Origin of the sequence: Pseudarthrobacter naphthalenicus, assembly GCF_029076445.1 — a bacterium.
GTDB classification, from domain to species: domain Bacteria; phylum Actinomycetota; class Actinomycetes; order Actinomycetales; family Micrococcaceae; genus Arthrobacter; species Arthrobacter naphthalenicus.
Window position 1 is genome coordinate 75,566 of the sequence record NZ_JARESG010000016.1, and the last position, 22,092, is coordinate 97,657.

Consider the following 22,092-nt stretch of genomic DNA (forward strand, 5'->3'; position numbering starts at 1 on the left):
CGGCAGGCTCACGGCGGCCAGCCAGATCCACACAGCCTGGGCATGCCGGTCAGAGTGCAGTAAGTGGGGTTCATCGCCTTCGGGCTGCGCATCCCCGAGCCTGAGGGCGTGGAACGCGCAAGGCCTGCCCGATCATCCTGGGCTTGTTCGCTGGTGAGCCCGATAGCAGGCCGGCGCGTACAGGGGCAAGGTAGCTGCTCAGGGCAATGAAGCACTCCGACGGGCAGCCCGACGGCTGTGGCGCGGTGGAAACGGCGGACGCGGCCTTGCCCGGTTCCTGCAATGCCATCACCGGGCCAGTCACCGGAACGCTCACGGTGAGTACCAGGCCCGTTGCTGCCAACGCGATGCCGGCCTTCTGGCCGATGCCGCTGGCCGCGGCGAAATCTGTGATTATGTGGTCCGTGGCAGCCTTTTCGCTCGCCGTCACGGCCGCGATGGTCATTGTCCGTCGTGACCCGGCTCCACGGGATCCAAATGCCGGGCACACTGAGGGCTCTGCGTATGGACATGAGAAACTAACTACTCCCCGTGTCTAAGAGGTTGGCGGTTCAAGGGCGCCCTCGCTCAGGGGTGATCTACAAGGTATTTCCGGGGTTGTCCCGCGATGCTGAGGTCGGAACCGACCTGTAATGTCCGTGAACTGGAGGCGGAGATGAGTGTACGCATGATGCCTCTCATGCGTCCCCTTATGGTGACCGGAACCGTATGGCTACTCGCGGCGGGTGCGCATATCCTCGGCGGAGGAAGGCTCCCTGAGGCGAAGATTTCCGTGGCGCTGATCGCGCTGGTTTTTTTGGCCGTTGTGATGGTCCTGGGCCGCCGGTTGTCCTTGGGAAGGGTTGCCGGCGTCCTTGGAATCGGGCAGGTGCTGCTTCACGAGGCGTTCAGTCTCCTTTCCCATGGAGCGGCCTGCGGGACTTCACTGCGCGGCAGTGGGCACCATGCGGTCCAGGCCGGGGCGGCGTGCCTGACCCAGGCGCCGGAACCTCTCGTGCACGCGGACTCAGGATTCGCCATGCCGCTGGCACACCTCCTTGCCGCCGCTGCGACTGCGGCCGTGTTGAGCGGCGCCGAAGCAGTGCTTTGGCGGTTCGTTGCCTGGTTCCGCCCTCTGACGCATGCCCTCCAGCCCGTCACTATCCTTCGGAGCGGACCCGCCCGTGTTGGACCCGGCTCCGGCCCAATACCCTCACCCTGGCGGAGCCACCGCGCCGACGGAATCCGGGGACCACCGGTACACGGCGTCCCCTTGACCCGGCCGGTCTGAGTGCACCGGCGGTTGAAGGGAACGCGGCCCCCGTCAACCCACCTATATTTTCGCCGCCCACCATCCTGCCGGTGTTATGGGCGGCATCAGCAAAGGACTTTCCCATGAAAAACCAAACCCCGCATGCCTTTAAAGTAGTTGCCGTTGGGGCAGCCACCGCCGCGCTCATGACCGTTGGCCTCGGTGCGGCCTCCGCCCACGTTTCGGTGACGCCGGATGCCCCCGCGGAAGGCACCTCCACGCAGGTGACTTTCAGGGTTCCCAGCGAGTCGAAGACCGCCACAACCACCAAAATCAAGGTGGATCTGCCAACCGACACTCCGCTGACATCGGTCCGGGTAAAGCCAGTCCAGGGCTGGACAACCGAGATCGTCAGAGGAGCATTGCCTCAGCCGATAACCGTGGACGGCGCCACCATCACCGAGGCGCCTCTGTCCGTGACCTGGACTGCCAACGACGCACAAAGTCAGCTGACGGGCGATCAATACCAAATGTTCTCCGTATACGTCGGCAGACTTCCGAAGTCCGGCACCACCGTGACTCTGCCCCTGACACAGTCCTACTCGGACGGAAGTGTCCGCAACTGGGACGATCCCGTGGTCGAGGGCCAGAAGGAACCCGAGGACCCCGCCCCGGCTTTTGTGACCACTGCCGCCGAATCGGGAGAAGGTGGCCACGCTGGCGCCACCGCTGCAAAGCAGGCCACTGAGCCGGTGGCCTCCGTGGATACCAACGCGCCCGCTCCGGGGCTGATCTGGGCGGCCTTGGCGACGGGGCTGGCCGGACTCGCCGCAGGAGTCGCTTCGTTCCTCCGTGCCGGCAGGAACAAGAAGAGCTGACCCGCAGGCCCGTTCTCCCCGCCGCCGCGGGGCAAGTTGGTTCCGGGAAGCCTGAACACAAGGACCGTTCAGGTTTCCCGGGGCCGACGGCCCGTGGAGAGCATGGACTCGACCAAAGCCTTGATCGCCAAGACTGCTGCGGCCAGGACGGCGGCCCCGCAACACCACGGCCCGGAACCTCCGCACCGTCCGGGCCGTCCCTGGTGCATCACTCAACCAGAATTGCCTCCTGACTACACCGCCAAATGCAACGGGAGAGGTCGTCCGCACAAGGAGTCCTTGTTTGAACGGTTCAAACATAGGTAACATCAGTGTTGCAAGGGGCAGTAGCTCTGAGAAGTGGGTCTGGCAGTCTTCCGGATGGTATGACGAGCCGGGCCCGCGTTGTTTAACTTTCGCATTCAACGATGCCCTGGACCAGCGGGGCAGCCTTGCGGATCCAGGCGCCGCCCTTCTGATGGCACCATGCCACGGCGTCACTCACAAGCATCTTCCCCGAAAACGAAGCCAGCCTCCGACTCCATCTCGCCAACGGTTACGTCGTCGGGCGCATGCACCGCATCGTCAGGATGACCCACGGGCCGTTCACCGGGCAGTGGCGTGACACCATCCTGATCGAACGCCGCTCCGCCAAGATCTGAACGGCACGGTGCCGGACCCGCAGATGCAGGCGAAAACTGACTTTGCACTTTTGCTGTCAAACGGGCAGTCCTCGCCCTGTCGCGACCCCATAATGAAGCCATGCGCGGCGAATTTGCGGCGTACACAAGACCCGGGCCGGACCCGGCCTGATGAAAGGGGCGGCCCATGGAGCAAACCAAGGCCGGATATCCTGGCCGGATACGACCGCGCGCGCCACTCACTCGATGCCTGGCTGGAGAGCGCAAGCAACCGCCGCCGATCTTCGACGCACGAGCGACGGAACCCCGTGGACCAACGAAGAACTGCTCTTCCATATGGTGTTCGGCTACATGATCGTCCGCGCACTGCTTCCGATGGTCCACGTCATCAGCAGGCTCCCCACGCCCGTCGGCACAGCCTTCGCCGCCGTCCTGAACGCCGGAACCCGGCCCTTTGACGTAGTGAATTACTGGGGCTCCCGGGGCGCAGCCCTCGTCTACAGCAGACAACGGATGGGCCGGAAACTCGACAGGACCATCACGGCAATCACCCGCCGGTTGGAACGGGAAAGCGCCAGGTCTCTGACCCGGTCCATGCCATTTCCCGACCGGTAGGATCCGTTCTTCGCCCCAACTATGACACTGAACGATGTCTACGCGTACCCCACACTTCACTTCGACTTCCACGCCCGACAGCTAAGCCTCAGCCAACCGCTCCGATAGGTTGGGCACAACGCAAGGGAACGATGGATGGCCATTCGTGCGCCCACCGGCGACGTTCCCAAGGCTTACGCCCACCCCGGGATGGGCTGGCGCCTTTCATAAGCGCTGGACCGCATCCCCTAGCATGAACACGGTGAAGACCCAGAACCTCGTCGCGTGGATGGAACGCCAGCAGATCGGCCTGTACCTCGTAGCGATCCTGGCCGGCGGTGCTGTGGGATTCCTGGCGCCGTCCTCGGCCGGGGCGCTGGAACATTCGATAAACCCGGTTCTCGGGCTGCTGCTATATGCGACTTTTCTGGGGATCCCCTTTGCAGCCATCGGTAAGGCCGCAAGGGATCTGCGGTTCCTGGCAACGGTGCTGATTCTGAACTTCTTGGCCGTTCCGGTAGTGGTGTTCGGCCTGTCCCGGTTCATCGCCGGGGACCGGGCCCTGCTGGTCGGGGTTCTGCTCGTGCTCCTGACCCCTTGCATCGATTACGTCATCGTGTTTACCGGGTTGGCCGGCGGGGCCACCGACCGGCTTTTGGCGGCCGCTCCGGTGCTGATGCTGGCCCAGATGCTCCTGCTGCCCGTGTACCTGTTGGTTTTCGTCGGCCCCGAACTGGTTTCGGCCATTGACCCGGCCCCATTCATCGAGGCTTTGGTTGTTTTGATCATGGTTCCCCTGGCCGCGGCGGCGCTGACGCAGGCGCTGGGCCGCCGCGCGGCCCTGGGCCGGGCCGTCATGGCGGTGACGCAGGCGCTGATGGTTCCGTTGATGATGGCCACGCTGGCCGTGGTTGTCGGTTCGCAAATCGTTGGAGTCGGTCAGGAGCTGACCTCGCTACTGACGGTGGTTCCGATCTATGCGGCGTTCCTGCTGGTGATGGTTCCGCTGGGCCTGCTCGCGGCCAAGGCCGCCGGTCTCGATGTCGCTGCCACTCGTGCCGTTGTTTTCAGCGGCGCGACCCGCAATTCCCTGGTTGTGCTCCCGCTGGCCCTGGCGCTGCCCGGGCCGCTGGCCCTTGCCGCGCTGGTTGTGGTGACCCAGACTCTCGTTGAGCTGGTAGGCATGGTCATCTATGTCCGGTTCCTGCCTTTGATTGTCCGCTCCGAACCCCGCCGGCAGCTCGCCTAAAACGCGCCCGGCCTCCCGTTTCTGGCAACAGGCCCAGCCAGCGGGCTTGACCTTCGAGCCGGGTTGAAGGTTTACCGTGGAGGGCATGAGGACCCTGCGAATTTCGGAGGTTGCCGAACGCACTGGAGTGCCGGCGACCACCCTGCGCTACTACGAGGACATCGGGCTGATTGGCCCGGCTGTCCGGTCAGCCAACGGTTACCGGAACTATGACGAACGGGACCTGGAACGCCTGGCAGTCATCACCCGGGCGAAGAAGCTGGACATCAGTCTCGAGGACGTGCGTGAACTCGTCGCCGCCTGGGGAAGCGATGAATGTGGAACAGTCCAGCACCGCCTGGGCGGAATCGTCGCCACCCGGCTCCAAGAGACGCGGGAACGCATCGACGAGCTGACCGACCTGGACGATCAGCTCGAACAGGCCAGCGCACGGCTCTTGGGAAAGCCTCAGGAAGGCGCCTGCACCGACGACTGCGCCTGTGTAGGCAGCGACCAGAAACCACTGGCACCGCCCGCGGGCGCATTCATGTTCCCCCTCCTGCCGGCAGCGGTGGACAGCCTCGGAGCGGCTTGCACCCTCGAACGGCACGCACTTCCCGGCCGACTGAACGCGTGGACCGCCCTGATCGCAGACGCCACCGCCCGGACCGCCCTCAAGGACGGTGTTGCCCTGGAGTTTGCCCACAACCCCGACCTGGCGGCTGGTCTTGCCCGACTCGCTGCCGAGGAATACGAGTGCTGCTCGTTCTTCGACTTCACCATCGCGGTAAACGCCGTCGGCCTGCGCCTGGAAGTCCGCGCCCCCGCCCAAGCGCAGGACGCCCTCCACGACGTGTTCGGGGTCGTATGACCAACCTCAGCCAGCAAAGCCTGGCCGCAATCAACCCAAGAGACGAGGACCCTCAGTGACAACCACACAGCAACAAAAACCAGCCCGGGCCACGGGCAAGACGGCAATGCTCACCGGGACACTTGCTGTCATCGGCTGCATGCTCGCTTGTTCGCTGCCACTTCTTGCTGCAGGCGGTGCCCTTGCAGGGCTGGGGGCTCTACTTGCGGGCTGGTGGCCCGCCGCTGCCATTGCCCTCGTGGCGGCCGCTGGCATCACGATCCTCTACGTCAGGCACCGACGAGCTCGACACGACAGCAGCATGAACATTGCAGGCTGCGATTGCGCCGGAGACTGCTAGCTTTCTCAGAAACGAAGGATTTCAAGAACAGGTTGATTTGAGAACCGTGGTGTTCGCAGCGAGCCCTTCTGGACACCCTGCGCGACGGTGACACCCTGGTGGTGTGGAAGCTGGACCGCCTGGGCCGGAGCGTGAAAGACCTCCTGGACTTCGCCGGCGGCCTAAACAACCACGGCGTAGGCTTCGTCAGCCTCACCGACGCGATCGATACCACCGCGGCTTCCGGGCGCTTTTTCTTCAATGTGATGGCTTCCCTGGCCCAGATGGAACGGGAGCTCATGGTCGAACGTACCCAAGCCGGGCTGCTGGCCGCGCGCGAACAGGGACGGGTCGGCGGCCGCAAACGCATCATGACGGAAGCCAAGATCCGCTCAGCCCGCAAACTACTCAACCAGGGAACACCGCCCCGGGAAGTGGCCACGAGCCTCGGCGTCTCCGTCCCGACGCTTTACCGGTGGGTCCCGGCAGCGGGCGCGACGGGGTCTTCGACGCAATAGTCGCTGCTGTTTGGTGCAGGCGACTTCTAGTACGAAAATAGACGCAAGGTCATGCAACCGCCGGTGTGAGGTTGACATCGTAGCCGAGGGTTTTGAGCTGACGGATGGCCCTGGCTTTGGTTTGTTCCGGTTCCCTCTTCAGATAGAAGTCCGCGCCAGGATCCTTGTAATAAACCTCGCCGTTGGCGAGCATGTGCCAGGTCGCGGTCAGGATGACGTGTTCGATGGCGACGATGGCTTTGACCCGGCCGCGCCGGAGGGCGACCCGTTTGTATTTGACGCTGACGTAAGTGTTTTTGCCGCGGGACGCGGCCATCGCGGCGATGCCGAGCGCGCCCTTGAGATATTTATTGCCGGGCATGATTCTTGTTGATTTGATCCGGCCGGCGGATTCGTTGGATCCCGGGCAGACGCCGGCCCAGGACGCTAAGTGCGCGGCCGTTGGAAATACGCTCATGTCGCCACCTGTTTCGGCGATGATCACGTCAGCGACGAGTGTTGAGACACCGGGGATTGTGCTCAGCGCTTCCCGGGCCGCACGAAAGGGCTCCACCACCGTGTCAATCTGCTCCGTCAGCACGGTGACAGTCCGGGCAAGCTGATCGATGCGGTCCAGATGCAGCCGGACCATGAAGGCATGATGCTCGCCAAACATGCCGGTGAGTGCTTCGGTCAGTGCCGGCATCTTTGACCTCATGCTGGCCCGGGCAAACTGCGCGAGTACCCGCGGATCCCGTTCCCCACGGATCAACGCCTCGAGCATCGCCCGGGACGACACCCCGGTCAGTTCACTGACCATTCCCGAAAGCTTGATTCCAGTGCTCTCGAGGAACTTCTCCAGGCGTTGGAGCTCCCGGGTTCTATCCTGGACGGTGACGGCAGGGGCCCGCGTCAGATCCCGCAATTCGCGGACCGGTCCGGGCGGAACGAACGAGGCCCGCAACAGCCCGTGCGCGCCAAGCTGCGCGAGCCATGCCGCATCGGAAACGTCAGTCTTGCGCCCGGGCAGGTTCCTCGCATGTCTGGCGTTGACCAGCATGACCGGAAGGGAATCCTCGAGCAGATAGTAGAACGGCTTCCAGTAATCGCTGGTCGCCTCCATCACTACGACCGTGACGTTCTGTTCTTCCAAAAACCTCCGTAACTCCAGGATCTGGTTTGTGGTGGATCCCCAGGTGGTGACTGTCGAAATGAACTGGCCCTGGCGCTTGCCCGGGACCCTGATACAGACTTTCGCGTCGCGTTTGGATATATCCATCCCGACGGACCGCTCATGGACGATGTCCATTGCCGTGGCACTTTCTTAAATTGAAGGGATATGGGTATGTGACTGCCGCGGGGAGGGCAGGGAGCAAATCAGGAATCTAGCACTCGTGCTCGAAGCAACAATCCACGGTTCCCGTGGAAGCCCTCCACACCACGCTGAAAAGCGGGCTCAACTACGGCACCAAGAAGTCACGGCGTTCACCGCAGCAGACGTTAGCATCATGCGACCGTCCGCGCCGCCAAACTACAGCCTGTAAGCCGGCCGCCCCTATTTTCGACCCCCACGGCGCGGCAGCGCCCCTGGACCGCTGAAAACGACAACGCGGCCTCGTTTGTAGCCGGAGCCAGATTCAGAAAGTCCGGGGAGCCTGCCAACGGGCGCAGAGTTCGTCCAGTTAGGGCACACCCCATCCTGACGTCAGGCGTGAGCGAAAAGCTCGTCAGAATAGGGTCCGAAAAGCAGTTCCTGCACTTGTCCGCCGAACAGCCTTGATTCAAACCTGACAGCTGGCCACGCTTGAGTGTCAGGGGCACCTGACGGATCGTGCTCGCGGTCGTCCCAGTATGTTTCGCGAGGTCATGGCCGCTTTAGTGAGACTTTCAATTTGGAGTCAGAACCGGCAGGGAACTTCGAGACAATTCCCCCGCGCTTCAGGCTTTCAAGTATGGCGTGATGCTCCGGAGTGTCATCGAGCTTAGTGGTAGACCAGCCTTTGTCCGCGATACGTGAGTACGGGTTTCCGAGGTGCCTGAGCAGAACTTGCAGGTTCTCTAGTTCCAATGATGCAACCTTTCTAGCCACCAAATCGATGATCGTTGACTGGTTCACTCCTCCCTTTATCAGGAGATCGATTCCCACCCAGGTCAGGTTCAGCTCACCTCGAAAGTCGGCCTCGGCGATTGCTTCGTATGCACTCTTCGGAACATTGTGGAACAAGCCCGCATTGATCTGTTTGAGAACTGCACTGCGAAGTACGCTTCCTACCTTCTGGTTGGACATGATCTGAGGAAGGTACTCGGAAGCGAGCGTTGCGGGCGACACAAAGTTTTCATACTCGCTGGACGCCCTTATGGCATATTCCAGAGTTGGCCAGTCGACCATAAGCCGCGAGCTGAAGGCGTCCTCGTCATCAAGAATCAGTTCATCCTCAATCAGACGCCCGACCAGTTTGCCAGGTTCCGGCTTTATGGATGCAGTTCGCAGCTGCCCGGGGTCTAGTGAGAGCGCCAGAGAAATTCGATGTTCTAGATCTGGCAGTACATGAGAAGCGTTGAGAACGGTGACGGCAAGGCCTGCTCTGCGCTCCTGCTCTGCGTCGTCCGAATACTGAATCTCAGTAGATTCTTTGAGCGATGAGGCCAGAGCCTCATCGATTTCCCCACGCCACTCGATGTACCTTGCGACGTTGTAGTAGGTCATCGAGGTGCGCTGACTGGCAACTATCGGCAGCCAAGCCTGTTGCGGCACATCAACGAGGTCATCAGCCCTGCAGTCAGGATGGGCGTTCCCCACGATGAAGGCAAAATCTGATGGCTCCCAATCTTTAGCGTCTCTCAATATGGCTGCAAACACAGCCGGTTCTTCGATGGTGTACTCCGAAGCGGGAGACTCCTCGTAGGCAGCCTTGTAGTCGTTCATGTGTGACATTGCATGGAGATATACCCCCGCACCAGCGTCCTTCAGGCGATCGAGTGAAAGGTTGTCGTCGTGGAGAATTCGTTCGAGATTCCTGGCGGACACGCGGTAGTACGTGGTCTCGGCCAGTTCCGTGCAGCTTTTGTCAGAAAGCCGTGACAGGTCTGGCAGTAGCGCACCGACTTTTCCGATGAATTCGATCGATTGCTTCGGTTCGGTGCGGCTTCTATCAGCAGTCAAGGAAGAAAACAATTCATAATTGTCTTCTACAAATCCACGGAGTTTTTCGGAATCGTCATACTCAATTTGGTTTGACCGCACCCCGATCGCCGCATCAATAAGGCCGGCCTTCTCTTGAGCATCGAGAGACGCGTCATCGGCTAGAAGGGTGAAGACGCACGGTACGAGAGGGGTCACCTCAGCGATGAAAGATTCCTTGTGCGCACCCGACGAGAGATAGATGCTGATGAACTTAAGTCCTTCTTCACCTGCTGCAGCTAGGGTCTTGGCGACAATGCCAGCAAGACGTGGTTGCTCAGATAATAAGTGATCAAGTATCGAAGTGTTGAACATGCTGCGTTCGGTTAGGACGGAAGCGCCTTGATCACGAAGGATTGCTTCAACGTCACCACTATCTAGCGGATACTCGGGGTCAGCGACGCCGTGATCCACATTTCTCATGATGTAGATCATTGCGTCCGGTCGGATCACTTGGCCGTAGAAGGAAGACACGTGGAGGGTGAAGTGGGTCGTTATATATCCGCCTACTACGAGGCCAAGAACGAGCGGCGACGGCAACAAGTGCTCAGCAATTTCTCGGAACGTCCGGGGAGGATCTCCCACAGCGGAGGTGTGCTTGAAATCAGAACGTTCGACTAGCTGGCTCCACGTGTGCCTCTGAAGGAAGGGGAGCAACGCGCTATTTTGACCGATTTTGCGCTCGGCGGCCAGGACTTGAGACCGCTCGAACGGTTCGAGGTTGATGTCTTCCCCAATAAGGTTCTGCACGGTCTTGGTGGAAAGAACCATTTGGGTGACGTTGGTGTTGCTGTACGGGCTGTTGTTACGGACTGCAACGCTGAGCCGTGACTCCGATCGAGCAACAGCTTGCCAGAACGAAGGTTGTGCCACGGTGCCAGGATCGATGGGACTGCCGTTCACATAGATGGTGTCATGGACAAGGGCTGATCCCTCTGCTGTCACTAGGCTGCTGATTATGCTTCGGAATCGTGCAGCCAAGGCGGTCGCCCGGTCTTCTGTAGCTTGTCCTGTCTCAATACGTCTCCGCAGTGCTTGGTTATTATTGCGGATGGCCTGAACGTTTTCGCTAACTAATGTGCGCCATGCTGTGTACAGCTTATCGAGCGAGGATGTTCCATGGCGTATGGCTTCGAAATCTGCCATGTGCGCATTCTTCAAGAGGATCATGGCAAACAGGCGGTCCGAGTCCAGTTCAGGGACAGGGTCGGCTACTTTGAGAAGCCGATGCTCGAAGATCTCGTATTCATTGACTATGTTGTGTATGAGCCGCATATCAGCGACGTGGCGTGCCGCCAGGTCAATCAGATCCTTCGAGATCTCGTGCCCGCGCTTTTCCAGCAGGTCATGCATGAGGTCTCTTGCGTTTTTGTGCGTGATGAACGGAACAACAGGAATGACAAGCTCGAAGAATTTGGTGCGATTAGCCCGCTTGAGTTCCGCTTTGGCTTGATCGTCGGTCTCATCGGCGTCACGGCCCAGCTTCTCGAACACGCTGTCCCGTACAGCGTAAATGAATCGGATGTCTCGGCCACCGAGTTGTTTAGCCGCATTGAGCAGGCTGTTCAGGGCCCGCAGACTTTCAAAAATGCGAGGATCATTGAACCGGTCAAGATCTTCAATGATAAGGATGTCGCGACTTCTGTTTGTCTCGAAGAAGTAGATGATTTCATCTAAATACTCATCAAAGTAGCTATTTGAACGTGCTGGCAGGGTGATAGTTGCAGGACCAGCACTCACCTTTTCCACGCCAAGTCGCCCGTGAATGAAGAGCCGAATAACGAGTACAACCACCCCGAGCATGAAAGGGATAGAGACGTAAACACTAAGAGTTCGAAGCCAAGAGGGCAGCGGCTCTAGGGCCAACCCAACGTTGGGCAGGGCGGAAATATCTATTCCCAAAGCTGCCAGGATCACGAGGAGGGCGAGGCCGATCAAAAGGGCGTAGACGGACTCGCGCAACCAGTGAAACCGGGTGATCCGGCGGAACCGTGACTCTGGAGTAGAGGCCGGGCTCTGCTGGTATAAAAGCTGCTTGACGATTTCCTTCTGAATCCGGTTCGTCGTTGTGGATGCAGCGGGGTTGGTCTCTGCTGTGGGCGGACCCGTATTCTCAGGTTCTTCTCCGAGCGTCAGGAGAGAAACCTCGAGAACGCGTTCTTTGAATCGGCGGGCAAGCTCAGCGAGGATGCTGCTTTTCCCTGTACCGTATGTTCCCGAAAGGGCGATGTTGCGCACGGTTGGTTGCTGCGTAAGAGCGTGTTCCAGAACGGATACATACGCGCTGTGGTGCGTTTGGTTGTATTTCGGTGCAAGTGGCTGGAGCTGGGGAACAACTTCGGCTCCTGATTCGACGCGTGCCGACAAATTAACCCCTCCTGTGATTGTGGTGCATAGCCGCCACATACGATCGGTTCCGACAATCAGCAAACCATCAGCATTCTTGAGACAGGCATTATGGGAACAATGATGCCGTACAGCAACAAATCGGAATCACGAGTCAGCAAGATCGCGTCACGCTGCCCAACCCCACCAGAAGCCAACACCTGGCCGCGGGGTGGTCGCGAAACTTGGGCAGCATAGGCGCGGGTGCGCTCGTGGCGGTCCAACGCCTAAGCGCGGAGCCCACACTCGTTCGGGTGACCCGAGTGTCCTGCACTGCTCTGGATCTGGACAATGACAGTGGAGTGCTAGGGCGAGGGTGAGACTGCTGCCCACAGCCGGGGACAATCATGATGGGTTATCAACCGCTACTGCTGCCAAGGGAGCTACCCCGACGGCTCCCGAATTTCCAGCCGTGGATAACCCGAATTGACCCCAGCCATGGACAGCTAGAAGTCGGTTCAGCTCCGGCCGTGCGGTCCGGGCAGCAAAGGCTTAAGCGGGTCCCTCGTTCTTTCCATGCAATCGGGAACACCCAGCGGTGCTAGTCAAAGATTCCTGCCTCAGGAGTCTTATGGGGCAGAGCTGTTCTGTCCCGGGCGGGGGTTTTGTGTCCGTCGTAGGCGCATTTTTTGAACGGGCCTTCTTTGTCCATGAGCATGCGCATGTGCGGGTCGGCATGGTTCAGCCACCAGGTACTGACCCCGAGGGCAGGCTCCAGCCGTAAGTGTTCCCAGGCCCGCCAAATGGCTTCCATCCGGATCAAGGCTTCGGGGTGTTTGTACCACTCAGGGCACCACGCGAACGCGGCGCCCTCGTTGACTTCCCGGACGTAGGACTGGGCCAGGAGGTCAGCGAAGAACTCCACGGCGCTGGAGTACACCAGTTCCGGTTCGGGCTCAGCGTGGCTGTGCCCACCGGCCGGGGACTGCTCCTCTTCGTCCCCGAAGGCGTCCGCGAACTCTTCACTCACGCCTTGTCTCCGTCCGTCCAAGGGTTATGAGCTGGCACGGCCACTGGCTTGCGCTCACTTGTTTCCGTTGCTGCGAGGGAGTCTTTGACCTTTTGGGCGTGGGGCCCGTTCATCCAGGGAATCGTTTCGATCATGGTGGCCGGGGCGCCGGAGGCGAGCAGGATGGCCCGGAACCTTGGCAGCGCTGTCAGGTCGGCGACGGACAGGATCTCGTCCTTGCTTTCCTGCCGGGAGGAGGAGGACCCTGCCTTGCTGTGGCTGCGGGAGACGTTGATATAGCTGTATTGGCCGATGAGGCGGGAAAGTTCGTCGAGGTAGCCGACTTCGGAGACGCCGCCGCCGTAGATTTTGACGTTGGATGCTGACCAGAGTTTCCGCATTCCTTCGAGGTTCCACACTTCCACGCCCTGGGACCAGGACTGCAGGATGGTCATGAGGATGATGCCGCGGGAGCCGTAGTGGCTGTACTGGTCCGGGAGTGCTTTCCACCGGCAGACGTTCGCCGCTTCATCCAAGATCCCTAGCAGCGGTGTCGCGAGGCGCCCGCCGGGTTGGGACGTGGCGTACTTTTCGGCAGCTTCGACGACGGCGACGGTCAGGGCCGTGACCAGGGGTCCTGCGGTTCCGACGCCTTCGCGGGAGAGGCTGTAGAGCGTGCCTTTGCCGCGGACGAAGTCTTCGGGGACGAACTGCGGACGGGGGTCGGTGTCGACCGTTGTACCCGGTGTTGGGGTGACCCATTGGCTGACGTCCCGGTCGGTGAGGCAGGAAACCATTTGCCGGGCGGTGCCATAGACGCCGGCGCGCTGTTTTTCCGGTTCCCGGATGTGGCCGATGACCATGTCTGCCAGCAGGTCAAACCCGGCGGTGCGGAGGATGTCTGCCGGTGCTTCGTCGTGCGGGCGGGTCAGCCAGGTGTACACCTGCGTGATCGGGGCGGCGCTGAGCGAGGCGGCGAGCAGGAGGGCTTTGAGCAGGTTTTGCCCGGCCGGGTCGAAGTAGGCATCGGGCTTGGTTCCGGGTTCCCGGGAGCCTGCGGCGAAGTGCTGGGCCATGTTCCCTGCCGTGGCTTCATTCTTCACGTACGAGAGCGGGTTCCACCACCAGGACGGCTCTTCCTCCGCCACGGCCTGCGGGTCAAAGACCCACACCTGCCCGGCCTCGGAGCGGATGGGGCGGGTGACGTCGACGATGTCGCGTTTGTTCGACGTGGCGATCACTGCCCCGGGGGCGTCCAGGATGGCGGGGACGGCGTAGGAGGTGGTTTTCATCGTGCGGGGCCCGGCGATGAGGATCAGCATGTCCTCCCAGGATGCCCAGAGCGGGCGCTTCCCGGCAACGCTGCGGCCGAGGCGGACACCGGTGGAGTTTTCCACGCCGAGGCGCACGGCCGTGGCCGTGGCGCCCTTGGTCGAGAGGTGGTTCAGGTCCTTGCCCCGGCCCATGTACACGGCAGCCTTGTCCACCCGGGTGCGTTTGTTCGCGGTCCGGGACCGGACCACCAGCACCGTCACGACCAGTGCGATCAGGACACCGGCCAGCACGCAGGCCACCACTGTGGACTGGTCTGGCCAGGGCACACGCCCCTTGGCCAGCCCCGCGACAAGATCAATGGGGTGCGCCGGAGGTGCGGCAATGTCGGCCATCCAGGACCCGAGGTGGGCGGCGACCCAGGTACCGCCGCCGAAGATGGTGGCGGCCCCAATGGCCAGCCAAATCCCCAAAGCGTCGCCGAGGCCTGTTCCCTTGCGGTTCGGGGCACTCATGCCGCACCTTCTTCCCGGATCGGAGCTGCCGCATCCATCAGGGTTTCTGCCGGTGCGTGCCAATGCCAAAGCTTATTTGTGTCATTCAGTGAGGCCTCGATGGAGGTCAAACCGATGGTCACGGGGATGCCGGGGCGGCCGCCGACCTTGATCAGGAACTTGCCCCGGCCCGGCGGTTCGACGTCACCGCCGCGGGAGTCCCACGCGGGCGGATCCTGCCAGGAGATGAGCTTCTGCTGTTCCTGCCTGGAGAGCGGGATCGCAGCGGTCAGCAGCGGCATCTCCGAAGCCGGGAGTCCTGCGCAGATGACCATTCCGGAACGTTCAACAAACCCGCGCGCTTTCATCCTGTCTTCCTCCGCCGGGAGGGCCAGCAGGTCGGACATGGTGTGGGAGATCATGACCTGCCCGACACCAACGGACCTGTTCAGGCGGGTGAGGGCGTCGACGCGGTCGACCATGCCCTTGCCGGAGCGCAGCGCCCGCCACAGTTCATCGAGGACGACGAAGTAGTTCCGGCGTGGTTCCAGTCCGGCGTCAGCGAGGGCGTTGGCGACGTTGACAGTCCCGAATCCGTAGGACCAGCACGCGAGGAGGACCGCTGCCTGGAGGTCGGTTTCGGTTTCGTCGATGCTGGAGACATCGAAGACCACGGCCCGGTCCCGCCGCATGGGGTTAGTGGTCTGGGCGGAGAAGATTTCGCCGAGTTTCCCGCCTCCGGTCAGGCCCAGCAGGGTCGCTTCCAGCGCCCGGGTCTCCTGCAGGTAGACGGTCATGTCGCCGCGGTCCAGGGCGACCTGCCGCAGCTCGGCCGGGGCCGCGATGATGACGTCGAGAAGGTCTTTCAGGACCGGAATCCCGTCGAACGTGTCATCGAGCACCCGCAGGGCCCGGTCCAGGATGGTCTGTTCCTGATCCGTCGGAGGTGAGTTCCGGCTGATTGTGATGAGGGAGACGACCATATTCAGACGCCGGCCGTGGGCATCAGCCCGGACCCGGACGGCCGCGTCGTGGTGCCCTTCTTGCTCCAGCAGCTGGGCGACCTCGACGGCCTGGCCGGGATCAAGGATATTCAGGTAGCCCCGTCCCCGGCCGAGCCGAATGACCTGCCCGCCCAACGCCTCGACCGCGTCGACGTGCTCTGCCTTCAGGTCCCCCAGCACGAGGGGATGCACGCCCTGGCCGGAAAGGCCAAGGAACATCCTGCGCACCAGCGTGGACTTACCCAGCCCGGGCTTGCCCAGAATGAACGCAGACGGGTTGGAGATCAGGTGGGCGCGCTGGAACCAGCTGATCGGGTCGCAACAGACCGTCGCCTGGGTCTCCTCATGCCGGCCCAAAGGCACACCAATCATCGGCGACGACGTGCCGGAACTGAACGGCCACAACCCGCACACCTGCACCGTCGTGCCCCGGTACTCCCGCACCGCAGGAACCAGGGCAGCCGCTCCCCCGCCACGGCCGCCCCAGCCGCGTGAGCCGGGACCCCGGACACGGCCAGGACGCGGCGTCCCCTCCCCCTGGCTGGTGGAAGCCTTTGCTGTATTTACTGTTTTCACTTTTTTCGCTTGCAGGAACGTGAAGCGTGCCATTTAGAGGGCCTCCCTGATTTCGCTGGGCAGCAGGATGTGTTTGGGCAGCACCAGTCCCAGCGGCAAGGACGCGGCGAAAGCGGTGTCCTGTGAGCCGTAGGCGCGGCGGAGCAGGACCCGGGCGGTTCCGGAGGTCTGCTCGATCGCGGCCACCGCATCCGGAAGCCGGGTCGCGTCGGTAACCGTGGCGGTGACGACCATGCCGAAGTTCACGAGCCCGGCACCTTGGGCTTCTTCCTGCGCTGTCTGAGCCGCCGACCGGGCATCGACCAGGGCCCGGGCACTGGGCCGGTTTCCGGAGGTGATGCGGACGTTGGCGTTGTTCTGGTCCCGCTCGACGACGGCAGCTGCCCGGGCCGAATCCATCGGGCGGTAGAGCAGGGAGACGCGTTTGCGGTCAACGTCTCCGTGCGGGGCCAGTAGCCGGGACAAGACCGAAGAGTTCACCGAACCCCGCGGTGCACCGGTCATGGTCCAGGAGACAGAGAACGCGGAATCGTGCCTGTAGTCGTCCCAGCCGGCCTGGGTGGCGGTGGGGCCGACCTCGCCCCAGGTCAGGGCGACGGGGGAACCGGCCGCGTGGGCCTCGTCAATGATCAAAGCGGCGGGCGGGTCGTAGGCAATCCGGACGACCTCGCACAGTTCCTGTGCGGACATCGGCCGGGCGATACCGGCGCCGGTGGACTGCAATCGGGCACCCAGCCCAGGGATGCGGGAGGCGACGTCGCGGGCGACGTCCTCCGGTTCCCGCTTCCGGGACCCTGCACGGAGGGAGGCGTTGAAGGTCAGGGACACCCATGCCCGCACGGTGGCAGAACCTTCCGGGTAGGTCCGGATAACCTCGCGGAGGATGGCCTTGGCCGCTTCGGGGGCATTCTCATCAATGTTCATCTCGACTTCATTGCGCAACCTGTAGCCGGAGTCCGGGGCTGTCTCCACGGTTACTGCGGCGGCTTCCAGCCCTGCCTCATCGCCGAGTCCGGCGAGCCAGCCGCCCCAGTTCGCCACCCACGCATCGACCTGCTCGGGATCCACAAGGGAGGCGCCGTCGGGTTCGGTGGAGAAGATGACGGTGAAGTGGCTGGTGGTCGGTACGTGGAGCATGGCGAAGGGACGGTTGTAGGAGTCGTTGAACTCATACAGGCGCGACTTCGCCGCCAACCCCGGGAGCTGGTACATGCCCAACTCCGTCACCCCCAGCGGGCCCGAGCGGTACAGGTTCGCACCCGAGAAACGGGCGAGGCGGAAATTCATCCGGGTCGCGAAACGGTCCACCACGGACTGGCCGTGCTTGTCCTTGACCGTCAACAACAGGGTACTGAGCCCTGCCACGGCCAGCACACCCAGACCAACAAAGAGGCCCCAGATGGCGAAGCTGATGATGCCCAGCAACAGCCCTGCCATCACAATCCCCGTGCCGATAGCGCCAAGGTCGCCCAGACCGGCGGACCTTGGGACCCGCCAGTTGCCGTAAGACGGTTCCTTGTATTCGGTATTAATTGCTGCCACTGGGGCCCTCCCCGGTTGAATCCTGCGCGGTCTTGGCGATTGCCTGCGACGTCCTGGACGCCACCTGTGCCCCGGCAGCTACGGCCATCCCAGCCGGGCCTGCTGCTGCCGCTCCGGTTGCTGCTCCTGCAGTGCCGGCGGTTGCCCCGGCCCCTGCGATGTCCGCTTTGCCTGCTGCTGCAGCGCCGGCGGCTCTCCCCGGACCGGTAGCGCCCGGTGTGGGCTGACCTCCTCCGCCTCGGGGGCCCGACATGCCGGCGCTGCCCTTTGGAGACGCGCCTGGCTGATTGCTCTGCGTCGTAGCTGGCGTCGGTGAGGCGTTGCCCCTGCCGCTGCCACTGCGGCCCAAGGACACGGCACCGGTGGCCATGGCCCCGACGGCTGCCCCGGCCCCTGCTCCCCCACCCGAGGCAACCGCCCCCACCATCGGGGTGACGAACCGCATCAGCGCCGGCAGCGCGAACAGGGCAACGACCATCAGCGTGAAACCAGTGATCGAACCGATCAAGGGGACCTGAGTTTTATTGCCCATCAGAAGGAATGCGACCGAGTAGACGATCGCCGCCGCTGGCTTATAGAGAATGAAGGCGATGGTCCAGCCGACTGCCTTCTGGAACCATTGCCTGCCCATCTCCGTGTTCGTGAAAGCAGCGGTGGTGGGCAGGATGCCGGCCAGGATCACCAACATGCCGCTGCGCACTACCATCAGCACGATCTGGACGAGGGAAGCAATCAACCCGATGAGGCCCAGGACGATGAGGATGAACACCCCGACCCCGGTCTGGTTGGTCATGACGAGGATGCTCATCGACTCTGCGAAGCCCTTGCCTTCCGTGGAGCGGTCGATGATGGCGGCAGAGAAGGCGTCGGCTGCGATCACCAGAATTGAGATGACACCCAGGCCCAGACCTGACACCAAGGCGAGCGTGAGCAATGAACGAAGCAGGTCCTTTAACGGCGCACCGCGTTGTTCCCAGATCATCCGGATGCCACCGAGAATGACGGCGAGGACGGCCAGAGCCAGCGTCCAAGGCATCAACTCGCTATTGACCGCAGAAACAACGGGACTTGGGGTGCTTCCGTCCTTACTTGCCAAGTTCACGGTGGGCATGGACACCCAGAAGGTAGACAGTGTTGTCACCATCTGGCTCATGCCCTCCATGATGGCTTTTGCAAGATTGTTGATTGCGTCGTCCGCAATCCCCGCCGCAACATTGCTGGCACCCTGTTGGGTCCAGCAGACCGCGTTCCAAACTTCGCATTCCTTTTCTGCCATGTCAGACGCCGGCCCAAGGGATAAACGAGCTCAGGTCACTGATCTGGCGAACTGCGCCTCCGCCAGCGGGCGGGATATCGAGTTTCCAGTCGCCGTCCTCCCACAGCACTGACGTTGAGAAAGCACCATATCCGCCATCGTTGCTCTTGATGGCCAGCTCCACGACGGCTGTTTCGGGAGTGTATGAATGGATGATGAAACCGGCGATCTGGACTTTCGGTGAGGTCCCACCGCTGACGTCCTTGCCTTCCTTTATGGCCTGTACTGCTTTGTCCCGCGAAGGGCTGTCTGCCGAAAGCTCCAGGTAAACCTGTTTTGCATAGCCGTTGAATGACGACGCCCAGATGTTTACCGTTGCGTAAAGAGCCCCTGTGGGTGACTGGGCGAAGCACGACCTCAGACCGTCCTTGCCCACAGTGCCGGGGCCTGCTGTTGATGGATCTGTTGGAACGGCCATGGTTCCGAGCAAGTCCCACTTGGACTTAGGCGCAGTTCCAAGTGCAGTTTCCTTGCTCGAAGGGAGGCCGCAGACGCTCTCGCCAGCCTCAGCTGAAGCGCTGGGGCTGGCAGCGGCTGAGCTGCCGGATTCTGCGGGGGCAGGGGCCGGCTGTGCGTTTCCCTGTCCCTTAGGGAGCAGGAAGATGACGATGACGGCTGCTATCAGTGCGACCACGAGGGCGGCCGAAATGATGAATCCGGGTTTGGTGAATGGATTCTGTTCGGTGTTGTTCTGTGTGGATTCGCTCATGATGAACCTCCGGGGGTCGGGTTAGACGAACGCGCGGACGATGCCGGAGGCGCCGGTGATGATGATGCAGCCGGCGAGTACCCAGCCGAGTTTGGCGATGGATTCGCCGCCTTCGCCGCGGCGGAGCTGGATGACCATGCCGATGCCGACGATGATTACGCCCAGCACGCCGAGGACCAGGCCGATGCCGGAGGCCCAGTTCAGTACGGTGAGCAGGCCCTGTGCCTGGGGAGGGACGACAGGGGTCGGGTTCGGGATGACGCTGGCGGGAAGAGCTGCGATGAAGTTCATGGTGAGACCTTTCGAAGTATGGCGCTGTGGAGCTGTTGATTGGTTAGTTGGTGAGGGCTGTGAGGTCGGTGATCAGGCGTTGATACTCGCGGCCGGGTGTCCCGGTGTTGGTGTCCCCTAGCCGCCAGGATTCGACCCAGGGGAGCATCCAGAGCCGGGGGGCTCCCCCACCGATAAGAGCTGCGAAGTCCCGCAGGGCTTTGGGCAGTTTTCCTGGCGCATCGGCCAGGACCGCGAGGCCCAGCAGGTTGACGTCGGGGGCTGCGCCGGAAGCCCATTGGATGAGGGCTCTTTGCGCGGCTTTCAGGCCGTGCATGTCTGAGCGGCAGACCAGCAGGACCGCGGGCTTGCTGAAGCCGTCTTCAAGGATGGGCCAGGCGTGTTCTGTCGGGCGTGCGCCCTCCACGAGGTGGCTGAGCCGGGTCTCACCCGCTCCCCCATGGACACCGGTAACCCAGACCGTAGCCTTACCGGTGACCGCGCGGCGGGCGAGGCGGTCAGCTGCGTCCGGTTCCACCATCCCCAGGACCGGGCCGGTGATGATCGCCGGCGGAGAAACATATTCATCTGCAGCTGCCTCTTCAGGCTCTGCCGTTTCTGGGCTGGTGATCCAGGGGTTAAGGTGCTGGTTCATCTGCGTCCTCCTTTCGGACTGGATTGGGGCGGTCAAGGGGCAGTTAGAAGCCGCTGGCAACGGCGGCCGCGGCGGCCAGCCATGCCCGCTGGGTGGCGGGCTGGAGGGCTTCGTAGCGGATGGGGCCGTTGACCAGGGCCGGGTCGTAGGGAATCCGGACGACGGCCCGGACATAAGGGGCGAAGCCATCAGCGATGCGCTGGGCTTCGTCTTTGGCGCGCTTCAAGGCATCCCCTGACATCGCCCGCTTGGCATCGGTGGATTCGGAGACGATGATGACCGCGTTGCGCGCCAGTTCGGCATCGTGGCCGCCGCGGGATTCGAGGGTCTGCAGCGTCAGGCGTGCAGCCTCTGCGCGGTCTTCGATGGCGGTTACGGGGACGACGAGCTGGTCGGTGTGATCGATCATCCGCCGCCAGTTCGCTGCCCGGGCGGTGTTGCCCGAATCCATGATCACCAGTCGGTAGTACCGGGTGAGGACCTGATGGGCGATGTCCACTTCCTCGGCGGTCACTTCGTGATCGCCTTCCTCGTTCTCATCCGAGCGCAGGACGTCGAACTTGTCAGCAGTCTGGTGGTGAACGAAGTTGGCGATTTCCGCGGCGTTGGTTGACGGTGAAAGCAGGGTCTGGGACGAGTCGATGAGGTCCAGGACGCTCTTGTCGTGGGAGCCCTTTTCGGTCCGCCAGCCCAGGGTACCTTGGGATTCGTTGTTGTCCCAGGCGCAGGTCGCCGCGCCGCTATAGCGGGCGAGGATGGCCGAGAGCATCACCACTGTGGGTGTTTTGTTCGCCCCGCCCTTGCGGTTGACCACGGCGACGGTGCGCGGGCCGGGCCAGTGCTGGCTGACGGTGCGGATGTCTTCACGCTCCGCCATCTCTACCTCGGACGGGTCCATGCGGAACCCCAGCCGGGTCAGGGCACCGCGCCAGCCCTTCGTGGCCGGTTCCAGCACCGGGGCACTGACCAGGAACGAGGTTTCCTTCAGGCTGCGCCGGGTCGGTGCCTCCTGCGCCTCCGTGGTCGGCGTGGACGTGGTTTCGGGTGTCAGGGTCATGGATGTTCCTGTCGCTAGTGGGACGGTGCCCGGGACGTCAGTAATCGGCTCGTCATTGATGGGCGCTGGAATGGTTTCTCCAGCTGCAGGAGCGGGAGGTGCTGCCGTGGGGGTGGAAGCTTCAGCCACGCGGCGGCGTAAGGCCTTGGCTACGTAGCTGACGGACTCCTTGGTGCCGTCCGGGTTCACGATCAGCTCACCTTGGCCTTCGGGGTCATCGACCTGGACACGGACCGGGCGGTTCAGTGTCTTCGCTTCCCTAACGACGAGGGACAAGGCGTTGTCGCGGAGCTGCTGCAGGGACTCGGCTGCTTTCACGTTCCGGGAGTTGCCGGCAACGACGACCTCCGCGGTTCCGTTGGCACGGACGATGGCGTTGATTTTCGGGAAAGCCGGGACATCTGTCTGGTTCAGGACCATAGGGTTCTACCTTTCTGAAACGTGG

The 22,092-nt window shown here is 62.4% G+C and carries 17 protein-coding genes and 1 pseudogene; 5 read left to right on the forward strand and 13 right to left on the reverse strand.

Annotated elements, in window-relative coordinates:
- Positions 1-229: 229 nt before the first annotated feature.
- A pseudogene (locus PY310_RS21580) lies at positions 230-394 on the reverse strand (peptidase M23); the annotation flags it as partial.
- 318 nt (positions 395-712) lie between these two features.
- Positions 713-904: a hypothetical protein gene (locus PY310_RS15630; protein ID WP_275215384.1), complete on the reverse strand. Its 192-nt coding sequence runs from the start codon at positions 902-904 to the stop codon at positions 713-715.
- 470 nt (positions 905-1,374) lie between these two features.
- On the opposite strand from PY310_RS15630, the gene PY310_RS15635 reads away from it, so the two are divergent.
- The 5 genes from PY310_RS15635 to PY310_RS15660 all read left to right on the forward strand — a co-directional run bounded on the left by PY310_RS15635 (position 1,375) and on the right by PY310_RS15660 (position 6,259).
- Entirely contained in the window at positions 1,375-2,109 is a 735-nt protein-coding gene (locus tag PY310_RS15635) for a YcnI family copper-binding membrane protein (RefSeq protein WP_275215385.1), read from the forward strand.
- An 866-nt stretch (positions 2,110-2,975) separates the two neighbouring features.
- Positions 2,976-3,344 (forward strand): hypothetical protein, encoded by a 369-nt coding sequence (locus tag PY310_RS15645; RefSeq protein WP_275215386.1) that lies wholly within the window; start codon positions 2,976-2,978, stop codon positions 3,342-3,344.
- Between the two features lie 232 nt (positions 3,345-3,576).
- Complete coding sequence (locus PY310_RS15650) at positions 3,577-4,572, forward strand: arsenic resistance protein (RefSeq protein ID WP_275215387.1); 996 nt, start codon at positions 3,577-3,579, stop codon at positions 4,570-4,572.
- 85 nt (positions 4,573-4,657) lie between these two features.
- Positions 4,658-5,422 (forward strand): MerR family transcriptional regulator, encoded by a 765-nt coding sequence (locus tag PY310_RS15655; protein WP_275215388.1) that lies wholly within the window; start codon positions 4,658-4,660, stop codon positions 5,420-5,422.
- A gap of 408 nt (positions 5,423-5,830) precedes the next feature.
- The gene (locus PY310_RS15660) at positions 5,831-6,259 is read left to right on the forward strand and encodes a recombinase family protein (protein WP_275215407.1); all 429 of its coding nucleotides are present in this window, start codon (positions 5,831-5,833) and stop codon (positions 6,257-6,259) included.
- 49 nt (positions 6,260-6,308) lie between these two features.
- Here the strand turns inward: PY310_RS15660 and PY310_RS15665 are convergent, their stop codons facing one another.
- The 11 genes from PY310_RS15665 to PY310_RS15715 all read right to left on the reverse strand — a co-directional run bounded on the left by PY310_RS15665 (position 6,309) and on the right by PY310_RS15715 (position 22,067).
- A complete protein-coding gene (locus PY310_RS15665; RefSeq protein ID WP_275215389.1) occupies positions 6,309-7,547 on the reverse strand; it encodes an IS110 family RNA-guided transposase in 1,239 nt (412 codons plus the stop codon).
- 555 nt (positions 7,548-8,102) lie between these two features.
- Positions 8,103-11,786, reverse strand: coding sequence for a YobI family P-loop NTPase (locus PY310_RS15670; RefSeq protein ID WP_275215390.1), 3,684 nt, complete (start codon positions 11,784-11,786; stop codon positions 8,103-8,105).
- 559 nt (positions 11,787-12,345) lie between these two features.
- Positions 12,346-12,774 carry a DUF4913 domain-containing protein gene (locus PY310_RS15675; RefSeq protein ID WP_275215391.1) on the reverse strand — a complete coding sequence of 143 codons (429 nt, stop codon included), beginning with the start codon at positions 12,772-12,774 and terminating at the stop codon, positions 12,346-12,348.
- Positions 12,771-14,540: a type IV secretory system conjugative DNA transfer family protein gene (locus PY310_RS15680; RefSeq protein ID WP_275215392.1), complete on the reverse strand. Its 1,770-nt coding sequence runs from the start codon at positions 14,538-14,540 to the stop codon at positions 12,771-12,773. The genes PY310_RS15675 and PY310_RS15680 overlap by 4 nt, the downstream gene beginning before the upstream one ends.
- A complete protein-coding gene (locus PY310_RS15685; protein ID WP_275215393.1) occupies positions 14,537-16,132 on the reverse strand; it encodes a P-loop NTPase family protein in 1,596 nt (531 codons plus the stop codon). The genes PY310_RS15680 and PY310_RS15685 overlap by 4 nt, the downstream gene beginning before the upstream one ends.
- The gene (locus PY310_RS15690; protein WP_275215394.1) at positions 16,133-17,641 is read right to left on the reverse strand and encodes an SCO6880 family protein; all 1,509 of its coding nucleotides are present in this window, start codon (positions 17,639-17,641) and stop codon (positions 16,133-16,135) included.
- The gene (locus tag PY310_RS15695) at positions 17,628-18,917 is read right to left on the reverse strand and encodes a TrbL/VirB6 family protein (RefSeq protein ID WP_275215395.1); all 1,290 of its coding nucleotides are present in this window, start codon (positions 18,915-18,917) and stop codon (positions 17,628-17,630) included. Before PY310_RS15695 ends, PY310_RS15690 begins: the two co-directional genes overlap by 14 nt.
- A gap of 1 nt (position 18,918) precedes the next feature.
- Positions 18,919-19,665 carry a DUF8175 domain-containg protein gene (locus tag PY310_RS15700; protein ID WP_275215396.1) on the reverse strand — a complete coding sequence of 249 codons (747 nt, stop codon included), beginning with the start codon at positions 19,663-19,665 and terminating at the stop codon, positions 18,919-18,921.
- A 21-nt stretch (positions 19,666-19,686) separates the two neighbouring features.
- Positions 19,687-19,956 carry a hypothetical protein gene (locus tag PY310_RS15705; protein WP_012311500.1) on the reverse strand — a complete coding sequence of 90 codons (270 nt, stop codon included), beginning with the start codon at positions 19,954-19,956 and terminating at the stop codon, positions 19,687-19,689.
- A 43-nt stretch (positions 19,957-19,999) separates the two neighbouring features.
- A complete protein-coding gene (locus PY310_RS15710) occupies positions 20,000-20,590 on the reverse strand; it encodes a DUF6668 family protein (protein ID WP_275215397.1) in 591 nt (196 codons plus the stop codon).
- A gap of 43 nt (positions 20,591-20,633) precedes the next feature.
- Complete coding sequence (locus tag PY310_RS15715) at positions 20,634-22,067, reverse strand: MinD/ParA family ATP-binding protein (RefSeq protein ID WP_275215398.1); 1,434 nt, start codon at positions 22,065-22,067, stop codon at positions 20,634-20,636.
- Between the last annotated feature and the right edge of the window lie 25 nt (positions 22,068-22,092).

Excerpts from the sequence above, each read along its gene's own strand:
- PY310_RS15685 (WP_275215393.1), bottom strand. The coding sequence starts at position 16,132 with ATGGCACGCTTCACGTTCCTGCAAGCGAAAAAAGTGAAAACAGTAAAT.
- PY310_RS15705 (WP_012311500.1), bottom strand. The coding sequence starts at position 19,956 with ATGAACTTCATCGCAGCTCTTCCCGCCAGCGTCATCCCGAACCCGACC.
- PY310_RS15715 (WP_275215398.1), bottom strand. The coding sequence starts at position 22,067 with ATGGTCCTGAACCAGACAGATGTCCCGGCTTTCCCGAAAATCAACGCC.
- PY310_RS15695 (WP_275215395.1), bottom strand. The coding sequence starts at position 18,917 with ATGGCAGAAAAGGAATGCGAAGTTTGGAACGCGGTCTGCTGGACCCAA.
- PY310_RS15700 (WP_275215396.1), bottom strand. The coding sequence starts at position 19,665 with ATGAGCGAATCCACACAGAACAACACCGAACAGAATCCATTCACCAAA.
- PY310_RS15650 (WP_275215387.1), top strand. The coding sequence starts at position 3,577 with ATGAACACGGTGAAGACCCAGAACCTCGTCGCGTGGATGGAACGCCAG.
- PY310_RS15665 (WP_275215389.1), bottom strand. The coding sequence starts at position 7,547 with ATGGACATCGTCCATGAGCGGTCCGTCGGGATGGATATATCCAAACGC.
- PY310_RS15655 (WP_275215388.1), top strand. The coding sequence starts at position 4,658 with ATGAGGACCCTGCGAATTTCGGAGGTTGCCGAACGCACTGGAGTGCCG.
- PY310_RS15635 (WP_275215385.1), top strand. The coding sequence starts at position 1,375 with ATGAAAAACCAAACCCCGCATGCCTTTAAAGTAGTTGCCGTTGGGGCA.
- PY310_RS15630 (WP_275215384.1), bottom strand. The coding sequence starts at position 904 with ATGGGAAAGGAGACTGAACGCCTCGTGAAGCAGCACCTGCCCGATTCC.
- PY310_RS15680 (WP_275215392.1), bottom strand. The coding sequence starts at position 14,540 with ATGAGTGCCCCGAACCGCAAGGGAACAGGCCTCGGCGACGCTTTGGGG.
- PY310_RS15710 (WP_275215397.1), bottom strand. The coding sequence starts at position 20,590 with ATGAACCAGCACCTTAACCCCTGGATCACCAGCCCAGAAACGGCAGAG.
- PY310_RS15645 (WP_275215386.1), top strand. The coding sequence starts at position 2,976 with ATGCCTGGCTGGAGAGCGCAAGCAACCGCCGCCGATCTTCGACGCACG.